This is a genomic window from Streptomyces sp. NPDC054813 (assembly GCF_053611365.1).
This window is the reverse complement of record NZ_JBSHAF010000001.1, coordinates 113,986-137,691: the sequence shown is the minus strand read 5'-3', so window position 1 is coordinate 137,691 and position 23,706 is coordinate 113,986. Positions and strand designations below refer to the sequence as shown.

16 protein-coding genes and 2 pseudogenes are annotated in these 23,706 nt (G+C 70.4%); 14 read left to right on the top strand and 4 right to left on the bottom strand.

Annotation, left to right across the window (positions count from 1 at the left end; all coding sequences use genetic code 11):
- Positions 1-16 precede the first annotated feature (16 nt).
- A pseudogene (locus ACWGJB_RS00600) lies at positions 17-1,296 on the top strand (alpha-L-fucosidase).
- Here the strand turns inward: ACWGJB_RS00600 and ACWGJB_RS00595 are convergent.
- Genes ACWGJB_RS00595 through ACWGJB_RS00585 form a run of 3 tightly spaced genes read right to left on the bottom strand, consistent with a single transcriptional unit; the run spans position 1,293 to position 7,378 of the window.
- Complete coding sequence (locus tag ACWGJB_RS00595) at positions 1,293-5,993, bottom strand: trypsin-like peptidase domain-containing protein (protein WP_453378111.1); 4,701 nt, start codon at positions 5,991-5,993, stop codon at positions 1,293-1,295. The pseudogene ACWGJB_RS00600 and the gene ACWGJB_RS00595 sit on opposite strands and share 4 nt — an antisense overlap.
- A gap of 2 nt (positions 5,994-5,995) precedes the next feature.
- Entirely contained in the window at positions 5,996-6,331 is a 336-nt protein-coding gene (locus ACWGJB_RS00590; protein ID WP_453378110.1) for a CU044_2847 family protein, read from the bottom strand.
- Positions 6,332-6,352: 21 nt separating this feature from the next.
- Positions 6,353-7,378: a LacI family DNA-binding transcriptional regulator gene (locus ACWGJB_RS00585; protein WP_453378568.1), complete on the bottom strand. Its 1,026-nt coding sequence runs from the start codon at positions 7,376-7,378 to the stop codon at positions 6,353-6,355.
- Between the two features lie 265 nt (positions 7,379-7,643).
- Here ACWGJB_RS00585 and ACWGJB_RS00580 point away from each other — a divergent pair, with 265 nt between their 5' ends.
- The 6 genes and pseudogenes from ACWGJB_RS00580 (at position 7,644) to ACWGJB_RS00555 (ending at position 15,360) form a co-directional block, all read left to right on the top strand.
- Complete coding sequence (locus ACWGJB_RS00580; protein WP_453378109.1) at positions 7,644-8,936, top strand: ABC transporter substrate-binding protein; 1,293 nt, start codon at positions 7,644-7,646, stop codon at positions 8,934-8,936.
- A gap of 10 nt (positions 8,937-8,946) precedes the next feature.
- Positions 8,947-9,834: a carbohydrate ABC transporter permease gene (locus ACWGJB_RS00575; RefSeq protein ID WP_453378108.1), complete on the top strand. Its 888-nt coding sequence runs from the start codon at positions 8,947-8,949 to the stop codon at positions 9,832-9,834.
- Positions 9,831-10,697, top strand: a complete 867-nt coding sequence (locus ACWGJB_RS00570) for a carbohydrate ABC transporter permease (protein ID WP_453378107.1) — start codon at positions 9,831-9,833, stop codon at positions 10,695-10,697. The genes ACWGJB_RS00575 and ACWGJB_RS00570 overlap by 4 nt, the downstream gene beginning before the upstream one ends.
- A gap of 25 nt (positions 10,698-10,722) precedes the next feature.
- Positions 10,723-11,970 carry a glycoside hydrolase 5 family protein gene (locus tag ACWGJB_RS00565; RefSeq protein WP_453378106.1) on the top strand — a complete coding sequence of 416 codons (1,248 nt, stop codon included), beginning with the start codon at positions 10,723-10,725 and terminating at the stop codon, positions 11,968-11,970.
- A gap of 32 nt (positions 11,971-12,002) precedes the next feature.
- A pseudogene (locus tag ACWGJB_RS00560) lies at positions 12,003-12,314 on the top strand (endo-beta-N-acetylglucosaminidase); the annotation flags it as partial.
- Positions 12,315-12,342: 28 nt separating this feature from the next.
- Positions 12,343-15,360 (top strand): alpha-mannosidase, encoded by a 3,018-nt coding sequence (locus ACWGJB_RS00555; RefSeq protein WP_453378105.1) that lies wholly within the window; start codon positions 12,343-12,345, stop codon positions 15,358-15,360.
- 135 nt (positions 15,361-15,495) lie between these two features.
- On the opposite strand, the gene ACWGJB_RS00550 is transcribed toward ACWGJB_RS00555, so the two are convergent.
- Positions 15,496-16,197 carry a FadR/GntR family transcriptional regulator gene (locus tag ACWGJB_RS00550; protein WP_453378104.1) on the bottom strand — a complete coding sequence of 234 codons (702 nt, stop codon included), beginning with the start codon at positions 16,195-16,197 and terminating at the stop codon, positions 15,496-15,498.
- 162 nt (positions 16,198-16,359) lie between these two features.
- On the opposite strand from ACWGJB_RS00550, the gene ACWGJB_RS00545 reads away from it, so the two are divergent.
- The 7 genes from ACWGJB_RS00545 to ACWGJB_RS00515 all read left to right on the top strand — a co-directional run.
- Entirely contained in the window at positions 16,360-17,430 is a 1,071-nt protein-coding gene (locus ACWGJB_RS00545; RefSeq protein ID WP_453378103.1) for a sugar ABC transporter substrate-binding protein, read from the top strand.
- A complete protein-coding gene (locus ACWGJB_RS00540) occupies positions 17,427-18,959 on the top strand; it encodes a sugar ABC transporter ATP-binding protein (protein WP_453378102.1) in 1,533 nt (510 codons plus the stop codon). The genes ACWGJB_RS00545 and ACWGJB_RS00540 overlap by 4 nt, the downstream gene beginning before the upstream one ends.
- Positions 18,952-19,986, top strand: a complete 1,035-nt coding sequence (locus ACWGJB_RS00535; RefSeq protein WP_453378101.1) for an ABC transporter permease — start codon at positions 18,952-18,954, stop codon at positions 19,984-19,986. The genes ACWGJB_RS00540 and ACWGJB_RS00535 overlap by 8 nt, the downstream gene beginning before the upstream one ends.
- A gap of 41 nt (positions 19,987-20,027) precedes the next feature.
- Positions 20,028-21,401, top strand: coding sequence for an L-fuconate dehydratase (locus ACWGJB_RS00530; RefSeq protein WP_453378100.1), 1,374 nt, complete (start codon positions 20,028-20,030; stop codon positions 21,399-21,401).
- Complete coding sequence (locus tag ACWGJB_RS00525) at positions 21,398-22,153, top strand: SDR family NAD(P)-dependent oxidoreductase (protein ID WP_453378099.1); 756 nt, start codon at positions 21,398-21,400, stop codon at positions 22,151-22,153. The genes ACWGJB_RS00530 and ACWGJB_RS00525 overlap by 4 nt, the downstream gene beginning before the upstream one ends.
- Positions 22,150-23,136 (top strand): aldo/keto reductase, encoded by a 987-nt coding sequence (locus ACWGJB_RS00520; protein ID WP_453378098.1) that lies wholly within the window; start codon positions 22,150-22,152, stop codon positions 23,134-23,136. Before ACWGJB_RS00525 ends, ACWGJB_RS00520 begins: the two co-directional genes overlap by 4 nt.
- A 40-nt stretch (positions 23,137-23,176) precedes the next feature.
- A partial coding sequence (locus tag ACWGJB_RS00515) for an amidohydrolase family protein (RefSeq protein WP_453378097.1) occupies positions 23,177-23,706 on the top strand: 530 nt, incomplete at its 3' end.

Here is a 23,706-nt window from a genome sequence, read left to right as displayed (position 1 = left end):
CCCGAGGAGCACGCCCATGGATCTCTCAAGACGCGTCTTCGTCACCTCGGCCGCAGCCCTGGCGGTGACGGGCGGCCTGCCGGTCCTCCCGGCCGCCGCGGACACCGACCGCTCCCGCATCCCCGTCGGCCCCGACGACTCCCCGGCGGAACTGGTCCGCAAGGCCGCCCAAGTCCGCCCCACCGCACGCCAGATCGCCTGGCAGCGGCTGGAACGCACCGCGTTCCTGCACTTCGGCGTGAACACCTTCACCGGTCTGGAGTGGGGCATCGGCGACGAGGACCCGAACGTCTTCCAGCCTGCCGGCCTCGACACCGACCAGTGGGCCCGCGCCCTGTGCGACGGCGGCTTCCGGCTCGCCATCCTCACCGTCAAACACCACGACGGCTTCGTCCTCTACCCGTCCCGCTACACCGACCACACGGTGGCGCCGAGCAGTTGGCAGGGCGGTCACGGCGACGTACTACGCTCCTTCGCCGCCTCGGCCACATCCCGCCGGACAAGGTGGAGAACTACGACTGGGACAGCTGGTACACACTGGTGCGCACGCTCGCCCCCGACGCGTCGATCGCCGTCGCCGGTCCCGACGTGCGCTGGGTCGGCAACGAGGGCGGCCTGGCCCGCGAGAACGAGTGGAGTGTCATCCCGGTCAAGGAGAACCAGTACGGCCGCACGGACTGGGCGCTCTCCTACGACACCGCAGACGAGGGCAGCCGGGCCGCGCTGGTCGCGGCCCGGCCGAAGACCGACTACCTCCAGTGGTGGCCGGCCGAGTGCGATGTCTCCATCCGGGACGGCTGGTTCTACCACCCGGACCAACTCCCGAAATCCGTGGATGACTTGACGGAGATCTACTTCGGCTCGGTCGGCCGTAACGCGGTCCTGCTGCTCAACGTCCCGCCGGACACGGACGGCCTGCTGCACGACACGGACGTGGTCCGGCTGCGCGAGTTCCGGGAACGGGTGGACCGGGAACTGCCCGAGGACGTGGCGCGCGGTGCGCGCAGGACCGTCGGCGAGGGACGGGTGACCCTCGACCTGGGCCGCGAGCTGGAGGTGGACCGGATCCGGCTCGCGGAGGACATCCGGTACGGGCAGCAGGTCGAGGCGTTCGCCGTCGAGGTGTATGCGGACGGCACGTGGTCCACGGTGGTCACCGCCGGCACGGTCGGTGCCAGCCGCATCCTGCGGCTCGCCCAGCCGGTACGGGCACGGCGATGGCGGGTGCGGGTGACGGCGGCCAGGGGGGAGGTACGGCTGGCCCGGTTCGCGCTGTTCCGGTCGGCGTCCGTCTAGCCGGCGAGGTCGGGCGGGAGCAGGGCTGTGATGCGCTTCCGCTCGGAGGCGGTTGGCCCGGAGGTGCGGGAGAGACGGAGGAGACCGAGGTGGGCCTCGGCGGACTCGCGGGCCGTGAGCAGCTTTTCGGCCGCTGTGATGCGGGTGGCGACGGGGACCTCGGGCGCGTTGAGCAACGCGACCAACGCTTCCTTCGCACGGCTGCGCAGAGCTGGCCAGTTGATGAGTTCACCGGCTGCGGTGGTGCGCTGAGCCGGGTCCGCTCGCTCGTCGTCCAGGACTCGGCGACAGGCGGCCACGGCTTCGCGGCCGATGTCCAGTCTCTTCCAGGCCGCGGCCGCGGCGAGGTGGGCTTCGGGGTCGGTGGTCTGCGGGCCGGAGATCTCCTGGAGGATGCGGCGGCCTTCCTCACCCAGGTCCTCGGCGAGGAGGGCGGCGGCGGTGGCTCGGGCGCGGATGTCGGTGGCGGGGTCTGTTGCCAGGGTACGGAGGAGGGGGATGCGGTTGTACGCGCCGCAGCCCGGGAGGTGCTCGCAGATCGCCGTACGGAGTCGGGCGGGTGTGGACTCGTCGACGCTGAGGCGGTACCAGGAGGCCCGGCCGGCGCCTTCGGCGAGTTCGGCTGCGGCGATTCTGTCGGACACGGAGGCCTCCGGGTCCCTGGCCCAGGCCAGGAGCAGGCCGTCAGCTTGATCGCGGAGGCGGCTTCTGTGCACGACGTACGACAGTTGCCTCAGTTCCTTGACTGCTTCCGGGCGACGCAATGACAGAAGTTCGATCCACTCTTCGACGGCCGTCAGGGCATCCACCTCCGCGAGAGCACCGAGGACGGGAGTGACCGTGTCCGAGTCCCGCTCGTACGACAGGTATTCCCAGGTTCCGGAGTAGACACCGGAAGAGCCGAGTCCGCCGGTGCCGGCATGCAGGCTGAGACGGTGCAGGGGGTCGGAGGACAGACCGGCCATGAGCTCCTTCCACCGGGTGTAGGGGATCAGCCCGAAGGAACGTGCCACGGCGAGGGCCCTGGTACCCGGCTCGGTGTCCGGGGCGTCCACGATATGGCCGAGCGTTCGCCGGATGAGGGGAACCGCGGCCGTGCGATGCCGGAAGTACGCGACCTCGATGCCCAGGAACTCGTCCGGGGAGACCGTGGTGTCGCCGAGCAGCGCATCGAGTCGTTCGCGGAGTGTCGCGTCGGGGACGAGCGCGTCAGCGAGGTCGAGCACCCTCCACTGGTCCTTTGCCGTCAGCCCGGACTCGTCCATGAGCCGGTGCAGTGTCTCGGAGGCCGCACGGATGTCGACCTCGGCCAGGGCGCTGAGGGCCTGGATACGCCGCGCCATGCCGGAGAACGGATCCTGGGCGACCCGGCGCAGCAGATCCGAAGCGGTGTTCCGGTGGCCGGCCTTGAGGAGGCGCATCGCAGCGTCGAGGCGCACGGCTCCGGGCATGGCCGGATCGGCCGCCATGTCGGTCAGCAGACGCACCGAAGCGGCGGGATCCACCTGACGGAGTGCGCGGATCGCGGAGAGCCGGTCGTCCGCGGCGATGCCGCTGTCCTGGGCCAGCCGGGACAGGACCTCGTGCACATGCGGTGACTCTCCGAGCTCGACGAGAGGGGCGGCGCACGAGAGGCGATCGTGGGTGGCCTGCTCCGGATCGCCGAAGACATCCAACAGCAGTCGCCTCGCCCGGAATCCCTCGCCCAGTTCCCGGAACACATCGGACAACTGGACGGCCCACTCCTGCCAATCCGGGGCGTCCTCGAGATCCCGCGCACACTCGGCGGCCGCAGCTCGTGCACCGAGGTGCACGAGGCGCTGCGCAGCCATGATGCGCGTGGAGAGGGCAAGCCGCCCATTGCGGGCCGCGATCTCCACGAGGGAGGGGTCCCGACAGCTGTCGATCGTTGCCTCGACCGCGTCGTCGGACGCGTCCGGGTGGCGGAGAATGTCGGAACTCATTGCCTCCCAGACTGCGTCCGCCGAGTCTCGCTTCCTGATCAGGGCCAATGCGGCCATGTAGCGAATGTGTACGGGAAGCGTGGAGTCCTGGCTGAAGTCCTCCAGCAGTTCCGGCCGCTCCATGGACAGCAGGCTGCTCACTAGGTACCGGCACCTGTGCGGATGGGTGCGGGTCAGCGTTTCATTGGCCGAGAGCGCCTCGGCCATGACGGTCCGGCAGGCGCGGTCAGTGGACGAATTCAGGAGCCCCAAGCTGAGTTCGATGTTCTGCTGGAACGCGTCGACGGTCCCCAGGAAATCCGCGAGCACTTCGGTACCGGCCTGACGATCCAGCTTGTGCAGGAACTCCGCCGCTTTGAACCTCATCTCCGGCAGGTGGTCGGGGTCGCGCGCGATGGCCGTGAGGATGCGGCAGGCAGCCGGCCGTTCACCGGCATCGGCGAGCAGCCGCGCCGCCACGATGCGCGCGGAAGCGGGGAGATCCGCCCCTTCGGCGAACTCCGCGGCCAGTTCGGCGGCTCGCTCGACACCGCGTGGCACGCAGTGCTTCAACGCGTTGAGCCGCGGACCGTGCGGAACGTCCGGATCGCGGACGATCGACGTCAGATCACGCGGGTCGAGGATGGCGTACAACCGGTCGAGTACCGTATCGGCCTTGAGATCACCGACTGCCACATCCCGGCCGTCGAGCTTGAGCACCGCTCTGGTGAAGCGGACCTTCAGCCCCTCGTCGATCACCAGGCCGTCACTCAGAATCGTGGCGCACAGCAACAGATCGCGCCAGCCGCCCACCTCCACGACGGTGCGCAGGAATTCGTCGAGCGACATGCCTTTCTCGTGCCAGCGCGCGGCCAGGAAGAGGACCACATTGGGGCGCTCGGACGCGATCGCCTCGCGTACGATCGCGAGCGCCTCCGGCTCCTTCGGGTTCAGCCGGTCGGCGATCGCACCTGCGCCCAGATATTCCTGGATGGTGTGGTGCGGGAAGACCAGTTCCCCACCGCGCTCGGTGACCAACCCGGTGAAGGCGAGGGCACGGAAGACCAGGTCCTTGGAGGCTGCCACGCCAGGGAAGGCCGTGTCGAGGCGCTCCAGTGTCTGATCGAGCAGTGGCCGCGCGTCTCCACCCTGTCTCGACTCGGCCACCTGACGCAGTACGTCGTGCACCGCGTCCAGCAGCTCTGGCGTAATGCCGTCCACCCTCGGATCACCGCGCCTGAGCCGCCGCGCGCCTTTGTCCCGCAGGATGCGCACGAACTGCCTGTACAACTCGGCGGGGTTGCGCGGCAGGTCCGCGCTCGCCGCGACCACACAGATCATGGTCAGGTACAGCGGATTCCGTGCCGCTTCGCTGAGCCGCCCCTGCCGCAGGCTCGCCACCAGTCTGCCCGCCTGCCGCACCGCGTCCGGCACCTTCAGCACCGTGAACCACGCCTCGGCGACGCCCCGCATCGCGGTCTCGTCGAACGGCAGGAGCGCATACCGCCGCAGCGCGTCCAGCCGGTCCATCTCCGCCATGACCAGCGACCGACTGGCCACCGCGAACCGCAGATACGGCTCTCGGGCCCACCGCTGGATCAACTGGATGACCCGGCCGCGGTGCTCCGGATCCAGCACCTCGTCCAGACCGTCCACGCAGACCAGCCAGTCCACCTCAGGCATCGGGGCGGCCTCGAACAGCTCCGGCGGCAGCGACCGTCGCAGCCCGGGCAGGTCCCGCCCCACGGCCCCCGACAGGGCCTCGGCGAACGGCAGCCCCAGAAGCGCTTCCGCCGTCACCCGCACCGGCAGATACGACGGCGCCTTCGCCGGATCGCCGAGCCACTCGGACGCCGCCGTGAACGTCAGCCGGCGCAGCACGCTCGACTTGCCGGATCCGGCCCCGCCCGTGAAGAGGACGTGGCGGCCGGTGTCCAGCACGCTGGTGGCCGCCGTCAGATCATCGCGCCGGGAGCGGCGGGTCGGAGCGTCGCCGGTGGGCGAAGCCTCCTGGCGGACGTAGACGGTCGAGAGCGGGATGTGCCCGACGTCGGTGAGGAGGGAGGCGTACGGGTGCTCGTCGGTCGCATCACGGGCCGCGGCCAGGTAGTCACGCACCAGCGCACCCGGATACCGAAAGCCGCCCGCCCGCAACTGGTCGTCCGTGAGCCTGCCCAGCCAGTCGACCGGTGCCGACGGCACCGAACAGCGGGTCAGGATCTCGGTGACGGGGACCAGGTGGGCGCTGCCCGCCTTGTTGGACCGCGCCAGCATTCCGCAGACCGCGCCGGTGCGTTCGTTCACCACCGGGCTGCCGCTGAAGCCCTCGCCGACGGGGACGCCGTAGCCCCGGGGCATGGCGATGGCGTCCTCGAAACTCAGGCGCGAGTCGCCCTGGTACTCGAGCGCGGCCCACTGTCCCGCCGGGTAGTCGCCCTTCGGATGACCGAAGGCCCGGAGCCGGTCGCCGAGGGTGGCGGCCGGTGACGTGAGCACATGCGGTGCCTCGGCCGCGCAGCGCAGGAACGCCACGTCCAGTCCATTGGCCGACCGGTAGCGCTCCTCGTCCGCCACCGTCAGCGTGAACTCCGCGCCGGCCCCGATCCGCCCCCGCACCTCGTCCGCCCCGGCCACCACGTGCGCACACGTCACCACCACCCCCGGCGCGATCACGAACCCGGTCCCGCCCGCGTTCGCGCCGGGCAGGTCCAGTGCGACGGTCGCCGACTCCAGCAACCTCCTCCAGCCGTCCACGTCTACGCTCCCGGCGCGGTCCACTCCAGGGTCACCTTCCACGTGGACTTGGACGACGCCTTGCCCACAACCGCCAGGAACTGCCCGGTGTCGAAGGAGACGTCGCAGCCGAACTCGACCGTCGCCTTCGACGCTCCCGTCTGCTGGAGCCGCGTGCCCATCGCACGGGCCACCGCCGTGAGGCCGTCGAGGACCGGGGCGAGGCTGGGGCGGCGCCAGCCGATCTCCTGTTCCTCGCCCAGGGCGAGTGCCGGCGTGCCTTCGCCGGGAGCCACCGACATCAGGATCGTCTGGCCGTCGATCTCGACCGGGACCGTCGTCCGCGCACCCTCGTCCACTGGCTTCCCCCGTAACAGTCCTCAGGTAGACGGCTCATCGTAGCGAGCGGCGGCCGCCGTGCTGCCCCGTACCGTCAGTCGGGGCACCGGCACCCGCACCGCGCGGGCCGAGCCGCCGTCCAGCAGGGCCGTCAGCTCGTGGGCCGCCACCCGGCCGAACTCGGCGCTGTCCCGGGAGAGCGCCGACAGCCACGGCTTGACCATGCGGCACAGTGCCGAGTCCTCCCAGGAGACCACGGAGACGTCGTCCGGGACCGCGTAGCCGAGTTCGGCGGCGGCCGCGACCCCGGCCACCGCCATCACGTCGTTGTCGTAGATCAGGGCCGTCGGGGGCGGGGTGGTACGCAGCACGCGGCGGGTGACGGCCGCGCCCTCGGCGTCGGAGTAGTCGGTGGTGACCGAACGGACCTCGGTCAGACCCCGGCCGTCCGCCTCGGTGCGCAGGGTGCGGATCCGGCGCTGGGTGTGGGCGAGGCCGGGCAGGCCCGCGATGTGCACGATCCTGCGGTGGCCCAGCGCCGTCAGCTCGTCCACCACCGACGCCATCGCGGCTGCGTCGTCCGCCCAGACCGTCGACAGCCCCGGGTGGCGTTCGTCGGGGGCGCCGCCGATCACCACCGCCGGCAGGCCCAGCTCGTCCAGCAGGTCGGGGCGGGGGTCGTCGGCGCGCGGGTCCACCATCAGGATGCCGTCGACGCGGTGTTCCGCCCACCAGCGGCGGTACACCGCGCACTCGTCGGCCACGTCCTCGGCCATCTGGAAGAGCAGGCCGAGATGGCGTTCGGCGAGCACCTCCTGGATGCCGGAGACCAGTTGGAGGAAGAACGAGTCCACGCCCAGCGAGTGCGCGGGACGGGCGAGGACGAAGCCCACCGTGGCCGCGCCTTCGCCGGACAGCGCGCGGGCGGCCGTGCTGGGCCGCCAGCCGAGCTGCTCGGCGACCCGGTGCACCCGCGCCCGGGTGGTCTCGGAGACCCCGGGGCGGCCGTTGAGCGCGAAGGAGACCGCGCTCTCGGAGACTCCGGACCGGCGCGCGATGTCCTTCATCGTCGGCCGGCGCGCGGGGGTGCGTTTCTCCGCCAACTCAGCTCCTCATTCGGTCGGGACCGTGATCCGCTAATGCGCTTGAGTTCGAACACCCTAAAGCGTATTAGTGATCGACCGCAATACGTTCGTAACGCCTTGCTGAGCAGGGGCTTTGAGTCACTAATGACTTTAGCTCTGCCGAATCCATTGACTCGTCGCGGAAACGGCGTGCAAGGTCTGGCGCGGCACCTTCGGCCGCCCCCCCGCTGCAAAGGAGCAACGGACCATGCGTATCTCCCGCAGAGCCCTCGCCCTCGCCGCTGCCGCCTTCCTCGCCCTGCCGCTGAGCGCCTGCGGTTCCGGGGCGGACGGCGGTGGCTCCACCGACGCCTCGGGCAAGGTCGAGGGCGACATCACCTTCCAGACCTGGAACCTGCGCGCGAACTTCAAGCCGTACTTCGAAGGCCTGATCGCGGACTTCGAGAAGAAGTACCCGGACACCCACGTGAAGTGGATCGACCAGCCCGCCGAGGGCTACGCCGACAAGATCAGCGCGGACGCGGCCGGCGGCACCCTGCCCGACGTCGTCAACGTCTCCCCGGACCTCGCCGCCCCGCTCGCCGAGGCGGGCCTCGCCCTCGACCTCGACAAGGCGGCGAGCAAGTACAAGTCCGAGTATCTGGCGGGGGCTTGGGCCAGCCATCAAATACCGGGGATGAGCGGGACGTACGCCTTTCCCTGGTACCTGAACACCGGGCCGCTCTTCTACAACAAGGCCCTGTTCAAGCAGGCCGGACTCGATCCCGCGCAGCCGCCGAAGACCTACGGCGACCTCTTCGCCGACGCCCTGAAGATGGCACAGCAGAGCGACGGCAAGGTCGCCACCCTCGCCAACGTCCCCACCATCGAGGACTTCGGTCGCTACGGCGTCGAGCTGATGGACAAGGCGGGGACCGGCTTCGCCTTCAATGACGCCAAGGGCATCGAACTGCTCACCAAGTACAAGGAGCTGTACGACGCCAAGGCGCTGGACCCGCAGGCGCTGACCGCGACCCCGGAGTCCTCCGGCAAGAAGTTCCTCACCGAGGCCGTCGCCATGAACCCCGGCAGCGCCCTCGACCTCGCCAACTTCCAGAAGCAGGCACCGAACCTGTACAAGAACATCGGCATCACCGACCAGATCACCAGCACCGGGCACGTCAACATGTACGTGATGGGCGTGATGGTCAACTCGAAGACCAAGCACACGGCGGCCGCCGTCGCCTTCGCGCACTTCGTGACCGACGCGCAGAACCAGATGTCTTTCGCCAAGAAGGTCGCCATCTTCCCGAGCACCGCCGGCTCCCTCGACGACCCGTACTTCACCAAGGAGGACGGCACCGACGAGACCCGGGTGCGGATCGCCGCCGCCAAGTCACTGAAGAACGCGGTCAATTACACGCCGGTGCTGTTCAGCGACCAGATGAAGACCGCGCTGCGCAACGAGGTCGCCAAGGCCCTGCAGGGCAAGGAGAGCCCCAAGACGGCTCTGGACAACGCTGTCAAGTCCTGCGACCAGCTGCTCCAGCAGCAGGGCTGAGCGGCGAGGCATGGCCGGCGTGTCCCGCGTGCGGCGCCAACTCCCCACCAGTCCCTGGCTGTTCGCCGCGCCCGGACTGCTGGTCATCGGCGCCTTCGTGCTCTATCCGTTCGTCTCGACGGTGGTCAACTCCTTCACCGACCGCCGCACCCTGATCCCGGGCCGGTTCGTCGGCCTCGCCAACTTCCGTGAGCTGATCCACGACGACATGTTCTGGACCGGCCTGCGCAACAGCACGCTCTACGTCCTTGTGGTCGTACCGGCCCTCGTCGTCCTGCCGCTGCTGCTCGCACTGCTGGTGCAGAAGAACATCCCGGGCATCACCTTCTTCCGGTCCGCCTTCTACACCCCGGTCGTCGCCTCGATCGTCGTGGTCGGGCTCATCTGGGTCTGGCTCCTCGACGAACGCGGCCTGGTCAACTCCCTGCTGGAGACGGTCGGGATCGGCCGGATCGGCTTCCTCAGCGACCAGTGGCTGCTTCTGCTGAGCGCGATGGCGGTCACGGTCTGGAAGGGCCTCGGCTACTACATGATCATTTATCTGGCGGCGCTCGCCAACGTCCCGCGCGAGCTGCACGAGGCCGCCGCCGTGGACGGCGCGGGGGCGGTGCGCCGCTTCCTCTCCGTCACGGTCCCCGCCGTACGCTCCACGATGGTGCTGGTCGCCGCGCTCTCCTCGGTCGCCGCCTTCAAGGTGTTCTCCGAGGTGTACCTGATGGCGGGCCCGAGCGGCGGCCCGGCCGGCGAGGACACCACCCTCGTGATGCTCGTCCAGCGCACCGGCACCGGGCTGACCGGCCGCGTCGGCTACGCCTCGGCGCTCTCCGTCGTCGTCTTCGTCGTCACCGTCGTGCTGATGCTCCTGGTGCTGCGCGCCGACCGGAGGGACCGCCCATGAGCGTCACCCGGGCCCGCTTCACCGACGAACACGGCCGCCGCATCCGGACCGGCGAACTGGTCCTGCGCTACGCCCTGCTGCTGCTCGTGCTGGCGGTCACCGTCGGACCGTTCCTGTGGCAGCTGTCCACCTCGCTCAAGGGCCCGACCGAGGACATCTTCAGCTCGCCCCCGAGCTTCCTGCCCGAGCATCCCACCCTGCACAACTACCAGCGGGTCGCCGACACCATCCCGGTCTGGGACTACGCCCTCAACTCGCTGAAGGTGGCGGGCGCGAGTGTCGTCACCAACTGCGTCGGCTCGGCGCTCGCCGGATACGCCCTGGCCCGGCTGCGCTACCGGGGCCGCCGGATCGCCACCCTCGTCTTCATCCTGGCGATGCTCGTGCCGGTGGAGGGGATCATCATCGCCCAGTTCACCACCATGCGGGAACTCGGCCTCAACAACACCCTGATCGGCGTCGTGCTGCCCGGGTCCATCGGCGCGATGAACGTGCTGCTGATGCGCAACGCCTTCCTCAACCTGCCCTACGAGATCGAGGAGGCGGCCTACGTCGACGGCGCCGACGTCTGGCAGCGGTTCCTGCGGATCGCACTCCCGTCGGTCAAGGGCACCGTCGCCGTCGTCGCGATCTTCGCCTTCATGGGCGCCTGGGACGACTTCCTCTGGCCGCTGATCGTGCTCAGCGACCCGTCCAGGTTTACGCTCACCATCGGCCTCAACTACCTGCACGGCACCTTCGCCAACGACGAACGCCTCGTCGCCGCCGGCACCGTGATCGCCGTGGCCCCGCTCATCGCCCTGTTCGCCTGCCTCCAGCGGTACTTCTTCCGCGGGGTCGGCGAAGGCGCCGTCAAAGGCTGAACCCCCGTTCCCGCAAGGAGACCGCATGCCTCCTGCCGTGCGCTTCGGCGTCAACTACACCCCCAGCGAAGGGTGGTTCCACCACTGGCTCGACTTCGACCTGGACTCGGTGCGCGCCGACCTCGACTCGATCGCCGCCCTGGGACTCGACCACATCCGGGTCTTTCCGCTGTGGCCCTACTTCCAGCCCGACCGCACCCTGATCCGGCCGCGGGCCGTGGAGCAACTGGTCGCCCTCGCCGACGCGGCGGCCGAACGCGGGCTCGACGTCAACGTGGACGGCCTCCAGGGGCACCTGAGCAGCTTCGACTTCCTGCCGGCCTGGACCCGGACCTGGCACCGGCGCAACCTCTTCACCGACCCGGAGGTCGTGGCGGGGGAGGCCGCCTATCTCCGCACCCTGGCCGCCGCGCTCGCGGACCGGCCGAACTTCATCGGGATGACGATCGGCAACGAGGTCAACCAGTTCGCCGCCGGCCCGCATCCGGATCCGGACCGGGCCACCGAGGCGGAGGCCGAGCGCTGGCTGGCCCGGCTGCTGGCGGCCTGCGCCGAGGCCGCCCCCGGCAGGCTGCATCTGCATGCCTCCTACGACGCCGCCTGGTACCAGGACGACCAGCCCTTCACGCCCGCCCACTCGGCCCGCCTCGGCGACCTCACCGCCGTGCACTCCTGGGTGTTCAACGGCACCGCCCAGCGCCACGGCCGCACCGCCCCGCAGACCGAGCAGCACGCCGCGTACCTGGTTGAGCTCAGCAAGGCCTGGGCCGAGGATCCGCACCGGCCCGTATGGCTCCAGGAAGTGGGCGCGCCCGCGCCGCTGATCCCCGCCGAGCACGCGGCCGCGTTCACCGAGGCGACGCTCACCGCCGTACTGGACTGCCCCGACCTGTGGGGCGTCACCTGGTGGTGCTCGCACGACGTCAGCCGGAGCCTCGCCGACTTCCCCGAACTCGAATACGGGCTCGGTCTGTTCACCAACGACCGCAGACCCAAGGACCTCGCGCACGCCCTCGCGGCGGCCGAGCCCAAGGCGGCGAAGACGCGCCACACGGCACTCGTGGTGCCCTCCGACCCGGCCCGGCGCTCCCGGTGCGCGCCCGGCGGGCCCGTCTTCGACGCCTGGTTCCGATTGGTCGCCGACGGCGCGCGCCCCACCACCGTCCTCGACACCCGCGCGGACGACCAGGACCATCTCGTCGCGCGCGGCATCACCGAGGTCGTCACTCCCGATCAGGTGCTCCCCACCCCACCAGGGGGCACCCGCTCGTGAACCTCCGTGAACTGGGACGCGATCGTGCCCGGCGGCTCGGCGGAATCGCCGTACGGGACTCGGTCAGCAACCCCGCAGCACCCGCCGATCCGCGGATCACCGCGGCCGACGGAGGGGACCTGCGCCTCGTCCGGGACGCGGCGCCCGGGGAGATACGGCAGTACACCCTGCACCGGCTGCTCCCGGACGGCACCCGGCGCTTCCTCGGCGCCACCGGCCGGCGGGCCTGCTACCTGGCCGGGCTGCAGCCGGAGCAGGGCGAGGTGACGGCACGGTTCGAAGTGCGTGCCGTAGGGGAGCTGTACACCTCGTCGGCCCCAGTGACCGTCACGCACACCTGGTAACCGGTAACGAACAAACGGAGCACCCCACATGCATGACGACCGCAGCTTGGTCGAAGCCCGCCTCAGGCGCGTCCTCGATGAGCGCATCCGTCCCGCCGTGTACCCCGAGTCCGTGCCGCTCGACGTCGCCGTGTGGGACGCACCCGGCGAACCCGTGCCGGTCGCCGAAGGGCTCGCGGCCGAGCCCGGGGCGATCGAGGTGGGCGCCCGGTGGGGTGCTCCGTGGGGCACCAGCTGGTTCCGGGTGACCGGAACCGTTCCCGAGGAGTGGGCCGGGCGGACCGTCGAGGCCCTGCTCGACCTCGGATTCGACGAGAACATGCCCGGCTTCCAGTGCGAAGGCCTGGTCTACCGGCCCGACGGCACCCCGGTGAAGGGCCTCAACCCGCGCAACCAGTGGGTCCGGATCGGCGCCCCGGTGACGGGCGGCGAGCAGGTACGGCTGCACATCGAGGCCGCCTCCAACCCCGTCATCCTCGACTACCACCCCTTCCGGCCCACCCGGCTGGGCGACAAGGACACCGCCGGGCACGAGCCGCAGTACACGCTCACCCGGATGGACCTCGCCGTCTTCGACGAGACCGTGTGGCAGCTGGTGATCGACCTGGAGGTGCTCGGCGAGCTGATGGCCGAGCTGCCGGCGGACGCCCAGCGCCGCTGGGAGATCCTCCGCGCGGTCGAACGGGCCCTGGACGCGGTCGACCTCCAGGACGTCAACGGCACGGCGGAGCAGGCGCGTGCACGGCTCACCGACGTCCTGTCCGTCCCCGCCGTCCCCTCCGCGCACCGGATCAGCGCGATCGGCCACGCGCACATCGACTCGGCCTGGCTGTGGCCGCTGCGCGAGACGGTCCGCAAGGTGGCCCGTACGACCGCCAACATGACCGCCCTCATCGAGGACGAGCCCGACTTCGTGTTCGCCATGTCCCAGGCCCAGCAGTGGGCGTGGGTGAAGGAGCACCGGCCCGAGGTGTGGGCGCGGGTGAAGAAGGCGGTCGCGGACGGCAGGTTCGTGCCGGCCGGCGGCATGTGGGTGGAGTCGGACACCAACATGCCGGGCTCGGAGGCGATGGCCCGTCAGTTCGTGCACGGCAAACGGTTCTTCCTCGACGAGTTCGGGATCGAGAACGACGAGGCCTGGCTGCCGGACACCTTCGGCTTCGCGGCCGGGCTCCCGCAGATCATCAGGGCGGCGGGCTCCACCCGGCTCCTCACCCAGAAGATCTCCTGGTCCCAGACGAACAAGTTCCCGCACCACACCTTCCAGTGGGAGGGCATCGACGGCACCCGGATCTTCACCCACTTCCCGCCCGTCGACACCTACAACTGCTCCATGAAGGGCAGCGAACTCGCGCATGCTGCCCGCAACTTCAAGGACAAGGGCCGGGCCCGGCACTCCCTCGCGCCGACCGGCTGGGGTGACGGCGGCGGGGGCACCACCCGCGAGATGGTCGCGAAGGCGGCCCGGGTACGGGACCTGGAGGGCGCTCCGACGGTCGTCTGGGAGACCCCGGAGAAGTTCTTCAAGAAAGCGGAGGCCGAATACCCGGACCCGCCCGTCTGGGTGGGCGAGCTCTACCTCGAACTCCACCGCGCCACCCTCACCAGCCAGGCCAGGACCAAACAGGGCAACCGGCGCAGCGAGCACCTCCTGAGGGAGGCCGAGCTGTGGGCCGCGACGGCTGCTGTCCGCACCGGATTCCCCTACCCCTACGAGGACCTGGACCGGATCTGGAAGACGGTCCTGCTCCACCAGTTCCACGACATCCTGCCGGGTTCGTCGATCGCCTGGGTGCACCGCGAGGCCCGGGCGACGTATCAGCGGGTCGCCGCCGAACTCGACGGGATCATCGACGCGGCCCAGCGAGCCCTGGCGGGGGAGGGCGACCGGCCCCTCCTGTTCAACGCGGCGCCGCACAGCAGGAACGGCGTGCCGGCCGGGGGCGCCGGCGAGGAGGCGCCGCCCGGGGAGGTGACGGTCTCGGAACGCCCCGACGGCGGCCGGATCCTCTCCAACGGCCTGCTCCGGATCGAGATCGACGCCCGCGGCCTGGTCGTATCCGCGTACGACCTCGCCGCCGACCGAGAGACCATCGCCCCCGGTAGTGCCGCCAACCTGCTCCAACTCCACCCGGACTTCCCGAACATGTGGGACGCCTGGGACGTCGACGCCTTCTACCGCAACGCGGTCACGGACCTCACCGACACCGACGAGCTGACGGCCGGCGCGGACGGCCGCTCGGTCCGGATCACCCGGTCCTTCGGCTCCTCCCGCGTCACCCAGGTGCTGTCACTGTCGCCGGGCGAGCGCCGCCTGCTGATCGACACGGAGGTGGACTGGCACGAGACGGAGAAGTTCCTGAAGCTGGCCTTCCCGCTGGACCTGCACGCCGAACGCTATGCGTCGGAGACCCAGTTCGGTCACTTCCACCGTCCGACCCACACCAACACCTCATGGGAGGCCGCGAAGTTCGAGGCCTGCAACCACCGCTTCATCCACCTTGACGAGCCGGGTTGGGGCGTGGCGATCGTCAACGACTCGACGTACGGCCACGACGTGACCCGCGCGGTCCGCACGGACGGCGACCGGGGTACGACGACCACGGTCCGCGTCTCCCTGCTGCGCGCCCCGCGCTTCCCCGACCCCGAGACCGACCAGGGCGTCCACCGCTTCCGGCACGCACTGGTACCGGGCGCGGGAATCGCGGACGCGGTACGGGAGGGCTGGCGGATCAACCTGCCGGAGCGAAGGGTGACGGGTGCGCGGGAGGCGGCTCCGCTGGTCACGGTCGACAACGACGCGGTCGTCGTCACGGCGGTGAAGCTGGCGGACGACGGCAGCGGCGACGTGGTGGTGCGGTTCCACGAGGCGCATGGGGGCCGGGCGCGCACGACACTGACGACGGGCTTCGAGGTCGCGGGGGTCAGCGTGACGGACCTGCTGGAACGACCGTTGGACTCGCCGATTCCGGATCGAGAGAGTGACAGCATGACGGTACGACTGCGCCCGTTCGAGCTGATGACCTTGCGCTTCAAAAGGACCTGAGCCGGAGCGCCCCGAAAGGGGCGCGGGGCTGTACCGGCATGCGGCCACCGCCGCGATGGGGGTCCCCCCGCTCGAGCGAAGCCGAGAGTGGAGGAGCGACCAGCCACGGCGCACCCGCAGCCGAAAACCCTCGGCCTACCCCCGTAGCTGAGCCCGCAACCACTCCTCCACCTCACCCACATGCGAAGCCGCCGCAGCCCTCGCCGCCTCCGGATCCCGGGCGACGAGGGCCCGGTGAATCGCGGCGTGCTCGCGGCGCGTCCTCGCGAACGCCCCCTCCTCCTGAAACCCCCGCCACACCCGGGCCCGGAACGTCCGCGACGACAGTCCCTCCAGGATCGCGGCCATCGTGTCGTTCCCCGCCGCTCCCGCGATCACCCGGTGGAAGGCGAGGTCGTGCGCGAGGATCTCCTCGGGGTCGTCCGTCGCGTTCATCGCCGTCAGATGCTTCTCCACCTCGGCCAGCTGGTCGGCCGTGATCCGCGCGGCGGCCAGTGCCGTCGCCGTCGACTCCAGGACCCGCCGTACCTCCAGCAGCTCCACCAGCTGCGGTCCACGTGACAGATCGGCGACCACACCGAACGTCTCCAGCAGGTCACCCGCCTCCAGCTGGGTGACGTAGATGCCGGAGCCGTGCCGGGCCTCCAGGACGCCCAGAACCGTCAGCGCGCGGATCGCCTCGCGCATCGAGCTGCGGGACATGCCCAGCTGTGCGGCGAGATCCCGTTCCGTCGGCAGCCGCTGGCCCGGCTCCAGGCGGCCCTCCCCGATCATCGCCTTGATCCGCTCGATGGCGCGCTGCGTCACCGTGCCCTTCTGCGGGGCTGTCTCGTCCACACCGCTCCTCCGTTCGCCGGTGCGCCGCAGTCTAATCAGCGATGTGGTCGGACCACTACGGCCAGTTTCGCGGAAAAACGCGTCCACGGGGTGTTGACGGCGCCGAGTGGTCTGATAAGTATGCGGGCATCTGCTCGAACACGCTCGATGAGGAGCTGCCAGATGCCCGGCAGAACACTGAGGAAGTGGAACAGGTCCCGGATCATCGGCGCGACGGCCGTGGCCGTAGGCGCCTCGCTCGCGCTCGCCGCGTGCGGCAGCACGAAGGACACCGGCAGCGGCAGCGCCGGAGGCGGCGGCACCGGCAAGGTCGGGGTGATCCTGCCCCTGCTGACCTCGCCGTTCTGGCAGTCGTACAACGACTACGTACCCAAGATGGCGAAGTCGGAAGGCGTCGAGGCGCTGAAGACGGTCAACTCCAACAGTGACCCCTCGCAGCAGATCACCGACATCAACAACGAGCTGAACCAGGGCGTGAAGGGTCTCGTCGTCGCCCCGCTGGACAGCGCGGCCATCGAGGCGGGTCTCGACCAGGCCGAGCGCAAGGGCGTGCCGGTGGTCGCCGTGGACGTGGCGCCCGACAAGGGCAAGGTCGCCATGGTGGTGCGCGCCGACAACGTCGCCTACGGCACCAAGGCCTGCGACTACCTCGGCTCGCACGTCACCAGCGGCAAGGTCGTCCAGATCATGGGCGACCTGGCCTCGGTCAACGGCCGGGACCGCTCCGAGGCGTTCCGGGACTGCGTGAAGAAGAAGTACCCGAAGCTCAAGGTGCTGGAGATCCCCGCCAAGTGGGAGTCCGACACCGCCGCGTCCAAGCTGGACACGCTCCTCAACGCCAACCCCGACATCAAGGGCATCTACATGCAGGCCGGCGGTGTCTACCTGGCGCCGACCCTGCAGACCCTGAAGTCCAAGGGCATGCTCAAGACGGCCGGGCAGAGCGGGCACATAGTGATCGTCTCCAACGACGGCATCCCGCAGGAGTTCGACGCCATCCGCAAGGGCCAGATCGACGCGACCGTCTCCCAGCCCGCCGACGCCTACGCCAAGTACGGCATGTACTACATCAAGGCGGCGATGGAGGGGAAGACGTTCAAGCCGGGTCCGACCGACCACGACTCCACGATCGTCAAGCTGCCCAGCGGCATCCTGGAGGACCAGCTCCCCGCGCCCCTGGTCACCAAGGACAACGTGGACGACCCGAAGCTGTGGGGCAACACCGTCAAATGAGCACGCCACTTGTTGAGGCCCGGGACATCGTCAAGCGGTACGGCCCCACCGTCGCCCTCGCCGACGGCCGGCTCACCGTGCTGCCCGGCGAGTCCCACGCCCTCGTCGGCCGCAACGGCGCCGGCAAGTCCACCCTGGTCGGCGTCCTCACCGGCCTCCAGGCCCCGGACGGGGGCACGGTCCGCTTCGACGGCGAGCCCGCGCCCCCGCTCACCGACCGGGACGCCTGGCGGAGCAAGGTCGCCTGCGTCTACCAGAAGCCCACGGTCGTACCGGAGCTGACGGTCGCCGAGAACCTGTTCATCAACCGGCAGCCGCTGCGCCGGGGTCTCATCAGCTGGCGGCGGCTGCGGAGCGAGGCGGCCGCCCTGCTCGACACCTGGGACGTCCATGTTGACCCCGAGGCCCGCACCGCCGACCTCAAGGTCGAGGACCGCCAGATGGTCGAGATCGCCAGGGCGTTGAGCTTCGGCGCCCGGTTCATCGTGCTCGACGAGCCGACCGCGCAGCTAGACAACCGGGAGATCGAGCGGCTGTTCAGCCGGATGCGGGCGCTCCAGGACTCGGGCGTGACCTTCCTGTTCATCTCGCACCATCTCCAGGAGGTCTACGAGGTCTGCCAGACCGTCACGGTGCTCCGTGACGCCCGCTGGATCACCACCGCGCCCGTCGCCGAACTCCCGCGCCGGGCCCTGGTGGAGGCCATGGCGGGGGAGTCGATCGCCGAGCAGGACCACAGCCGCGACGCGGTGGCGGACGGATCCCCGGTCGTGCTGGACGCGCGGGGGCTGACCTCGCCGACGTACCAGGGCATCGACCTCACCGTGCGCCGGGGCGAGGTCGTCGGGATCGCCGGATCCAGCGGCAGCGGCAAGATCGAGCTGGCGGAGTCCTTCGCCGGGCTGTACACGCCGACCGGGGGAGCCGCGCAACTCGGCGACGAGCGGCTGCCGTTCGGCGATGTGCAGGCCGCACTCAAGGCCGGTGTCGGCTGTGTGCCGCGCGACCGGCACGGGCAGGGGCTGGTCTTCGGGATGAGCATCGGCGACAACGCCACCATGAGCGTCCTCGACCGGCTCGGCCGCTTCGGTTTCGTCGCCGGCGACCGCAAGCGCCGCTTCGCCGACGAGCTGATCGAGCGCCTCGACATCCACGCCGAGGGCCCCGAGCAGCCCGTCTCCGACCTGTCCGGCGGCAACGCGCAGAAGGTCGTCATGGCCCGCGCCCTCGCCTCCGACCCCCGGCTGCTCGTGCTCATCAACCCGACCGCGGGCGTCGACGTGAAGTCCAAGGAGTCGCTGCTCGCCCGCATGGACAACGCCCGCGAGGACGGTACCGCCGTACTGGTCGTCTCCGACGAACTCGACGACCTGCGCCGCTGTGACCGGGTCCTCGTCCTCTTCCACGGCCGCGTCGTCGCCGAGCACCCGGCGGGCTGGCGCGACCATGAGCTGATCGCCTCCATAGAAGGAGTGGACTCCATGCCCCCAGGAGCTGGCGCCCCGGCCGAAGGAGTGGACCATGGCTGACACGAAGGCCCCGTCGGCCTCGACCGCCGGCCCCGTACGCGTCCCCGACGCCCGTGCCGCCAAGGCCGTACTGTTCCGAAGGGTCCGTGAACTCGCCCTTGTACCCGCGCTGTTGGTGCTGCTGGTGCTCGGCGCGATCGTCAACGACTCGTTCCTCACCGAACGGAACCTGATCTCCATCCTGGGTGCCTCGGCGGCCCTGGCCATGGTGGTCCTCGCCGAGTCGCTGATCCTGATCACCGGCAAGATCGACCTGTCCCTGGAGTCGGTGGTCGGCATCGCCCCCGCCGTCGGCGCCCTGCTGGTGCTGCCCACCGCGGAGTCCGGCTGGGGCACCGGGTGGCCGGCCGGGCTCGCGCTGCTCGCCGTCCTCGTCGTCGGCGGGGTCATCGGCGCCTTCAACGGCGTCCTGGTGGTGAAGTTCAAGCTCAACGCCTTCATCGTCACCCTCGCCATGCTGATCGTGCTGCGCGGGCTGCTCGTCGGCGCCACCAAGGGCAAGACGCTGTTCGGCATGCCCGACGCGTTCTTCTCCCTGGCCACCTCCACCTTCCTGCGGGTCCCGCTGTCGGTGTGGCTCGCCGCGGTCGCCTTCGGCGTGGCCGGGCTGATCCTCAAGTACCACCGGGTGGGCCGCGCCCTGTACGCCATCGGCGGCAACGCGGAGGCCGCCCGCGCGGCCGGTATCCGCGTCGACCGGGTGGTGCTGGGCGTCTCCGTCGTCGCGGGCGTCCTCGCCTCCGTCGGCGGGATCATGCAGACCGGTTACGTCGGCGCGATCAGCGCCAACCAGGGCAACAACATGATCTTCACGGTGATGGCGGCCGCGGTGATCGGCGGCATCAGCCTGGACGGCGGCAAGGGCACCATGTTCGGCGCCCTGACCGGCGTACTCCTGCTGGGTGTCGTACAGAACCTGCTCACCCTGGCACAGGTCCCCTCGTTCTGGATCCAGGCCATCTACGGCGGCATCATCCTCGTCGCTCTCATGATCGCCCGTGTCACCACGGGACGGGCGCAGGACTGAGCGGCCCGCGTCCCGAACTCCCCCTGACGGAAAGGCAATCCGTGTCCCCGAGCCCCGGCCCCTCTTGTCGCGTCACCGCGGTCGACACCTACGACATCCGCTTCCCCACCTCGCGCGAGCTCGACGGCTCGGACGCGATGAACCCGGACCCCGACTACTCGGCGGCCTACGTCGTGCTGCGCACCGACGCGGCCGACGGGCACGAGGGACACGGGTTCACGTTCACCATCGGGCGGGGCAACGACGTCCAGGTCGCCGCGATCGACGCGCTGCGGAACCATGTGCTCGGCCGCCCGGTGGACGAGATCTGCGACGACCCCGGAACCCTCTACCAGGACCTGATCGGCGACAGCCAGCTGCGCTGGCTCGGCCCCGAGAAGGGGGTGATGCACATGGCGATCGGCGCGGTGATCAACGCGGTGTGGGACCTCGCCGCCCGCCGGGCCGGCAAGCCGCTGTGGCAGCTGCTCGCCGACGCCGAACCCGAGTGGATCGTCCGCCAGATCGACTTCCGCTACCTCACCGACGCCCTCACCCCCGAGGAGGCCCTCGGCATCCTCCGGCGCGCCCGCGAAGGCGCCGGCGAGCGCCGGGCCCGGCTGCTGGAGGTCGGCTTCCCCGCCTACACCACCTCCGCCGGCTGGCTCGGCTACGACGACGAGAAGCTCACCCGGCTCGCCGCCCAGGCGGTGGCCGACGGATTCCGGCAGATCAAGCTGAAGGTCGGCGCCGACCTGGAGGACGACATCCGGCGCTGCCGGGTGGCCCGCGCGGTCGTCGGCCCGGACATCCGGATGGCCATCGACGCCAACCAGCGCTGGAACGTCGACGAGGCGATCCAGTGGACCAAGGCGCTCGCCGAGTTCGAGCCGTACTGGATCGAGGAGCCCACCAGCCCCGACGACATCCTCGGCCATGCCGCCGTACGCCGGGCGGTGACCCCGGTCAAGGTCGCCACCGGCGAACACGTGCAGAACCGGATCGTCTTCAAGCAACTGCTCCAGGCCGGCGCGCTCGACATCGTCCAGATCGACGCGGCCCGGGTCGCCGGCGTCAACGAGAACCTCGCCATCCTCTTGCTCGCCGCCAAGTTCGGCGTCCCCGTCTGCCCGCACGCGGGCGGTGTCGGACTGTGCGAACTCGTCCAGCACCTCTCGATGTTCGACTACCTCGCGGTCGCCGGCACCACCGACGACCGGGTCATCGAGTACGTCGACCATCTGCACGAGCACTTCCGCGACCCGGTGGTGATCCGGGAGGGTCACTACACGGCACCCACCGCACCGGGCTTCTCGGCCGCCATGCGACCGGAGTCCATCGCGGAGTACACCTATCCGGGCGGCACCTTCTGGGCCACCGACGCACAGACGCAGACGCAGACGCGCACACAGACGCGGAAGGGACAGGCGGCATGACCGACTTCGAGGGCCTGAAAGCACTGGTCACCGGCGGCGCCTCCGGGATCGGCCGGGCCACCGCCGAACTCCTCGCCGAGCGCGGCGCCCAGGTCGCCGTCCTCGACCTCGACCCGTCCGCCGTCGAGAAGCCGCTGCTCGGCTTCCGGTCCGACGTCACCGACGACGCCTCCGTGCGTACGGCCGTGGAGAGCGCGGTGGAAGCCCTCGGCGGCCTCGACGTCCTGGTCAACAACGCCGGCATCGGCGCCCAGGGCACGGTCGAGGACAACGACGACGACGAATGGCGCCGCGTCTTCGACGTCAACGTCCTCGGCATGGTCCGCACCGCCCGCGTGGCCCTGCCGCACCTGCGCCGCTCGGACCACGCGGCGATCGTCAACACCTGCTCCATCGCCGCCACCGCGGGTCTCCCGCAACGCGCCCTGTACAGCGCCACCAAGGGCGCCGTGTACTCCCTGACCCTCGCGATGGCCGCCGACCACCTCCGCGAGGGCGTCCGGGTCAACTGCGTCAACCCCGGTACGGCGGACACCCCGTGGGTCGGCCGTCTCCTCGACAAGGCCCCCGACCCGGCCGCCGAACGTGCCGCCCTGGCGGCCCGCCAGCCCTCCGGCCGCCTGGTCTCCGCCGCTGAAGTCGCCGGCGCCATCGCCTACTTGGCGAGCCCGCTGTCCGGCGCCACCACCGGTACCTCCCTCGCGGTCGACGGCGGCATGCAGGGCCTGCGGCTGCGCCCGGCGGGCCAGTGAGCACCCTCGGCCGAAGCGGCGTCCGGGTCAGCCCCCTGGGCCTCGGCGCCGCCGTCATCGGCAACCTCTACACCGAAGTCTCCGACCGGCAGGCGCACGACACCGTCACCGCCGCCTGGCAGCAGGGCATCCGCTACTTCGACACCGCCCCGCACTACGGCCTCGGCCTGTCCGAACGGCGGCTCGGCGAGGCGCTGCGGGAGTACGACCGGGACGCCTACACCCTCTCCACCAAGGTGGGCCGCCGCCTGGAGCCGGGGCCCGGAGACGGCGACGACCTCGCCCACGGCTTCGCCGTGCCCGACAGCTACCGCAGGGTCTGGGACTTCACCGCCGACGGCATCCGCCGCACCCTGGAGTCGAGCCTGGAGCGGCTCGGCCTGGACCGGATCGACGTCGTCTATCTCCATGACCCCGACGACCACGTCGAACAGGCCTTCCGCGAGGGCTACCCGGCCCTGGAGAAGCTGCGCTCCGAGGGTGTCGTCGGTGCGATCGGCGCCGGCATGAACCAGACGGACATGCTCACCCGGTTCGTCCGCGACACCGACATCGACGTGGTGCTGTGCGCCGGCCGCTACACCCTCCTCGACCAGAGCGCCCTGGCCGACCTGCTCCCGGCCGCCGGGGAATGCGGTGCGTCGGTGGTGATCGGCGGGGCCTTCAACTCCGGTCTGCTGGCCGACCCGAAGCCCGACGCCACCTACAACTACGCCCAGGTCTCCAAGGAGTTGCTCGCCCGCGCCCTGCGCCTCAAGGAACTCGCCGAACAGCACGGCACCACGCTCCGCGCGGCCGCCCTCGCCTTCTGCGCGGCCCACCCGGCCGTGGCGAGCGTGCTGGTCGGCGCCCGCTCGGCGGCGGAGATCGAGGACGGGGCAAGGCAGTTCGCCACCCCGGTCCCCGCCGCCTTCTGGCAGGAGCTGCGCGACAGCGGACTCGTGCGCGTGGACACCCCGCTCCCGACGCAGGAGCCGTCATGAGAGCCGCACTGCACACTCTGCCCGTCGTATGGGAGCTGCCATGACCGTCGACGCCCACCACCACGTCTGGGACCTCTCGGTACGGGACCAGGACTGGATCACCGGCCCTGAACTCCAGCCGCTCAGACGGAACTTCACCGTCGAGGACCTGGAACCCGAGGCACGGGCGGCCGGTGTCACCCGCACGGTCCTCGTCCAGACGGTCACCGTCCCGGAGGAGACCCCCGAGTTCCTGGCCGTCGCCGACACCCACGACCTGGTCGCCGGAGTCGTCGGCTGGACCGACCTGACCGACCCGGGGATCGCCGACGAACTCGCCCGCCTCAGCGAACTCCCCGGCGGCGCCTACCTGAAGGGCATCCGCCACCAGGTCCAGGGCGAACCGGACCCGGAGTGGCTGCTGCGCCCGGACGTCCACCGGGGCCTGGCCGCGATCGCCGACGCGGGCCTCGTCTACGACCTGGTCGTACAGGCCCACCAGCTGCCGGGCGACGGAAAAGAGGCAGGAGAAAACCCCCCAAAGAAAAGAGGGAAAAGAACACACAGAAAAACAAAAAGAAACAACACAGT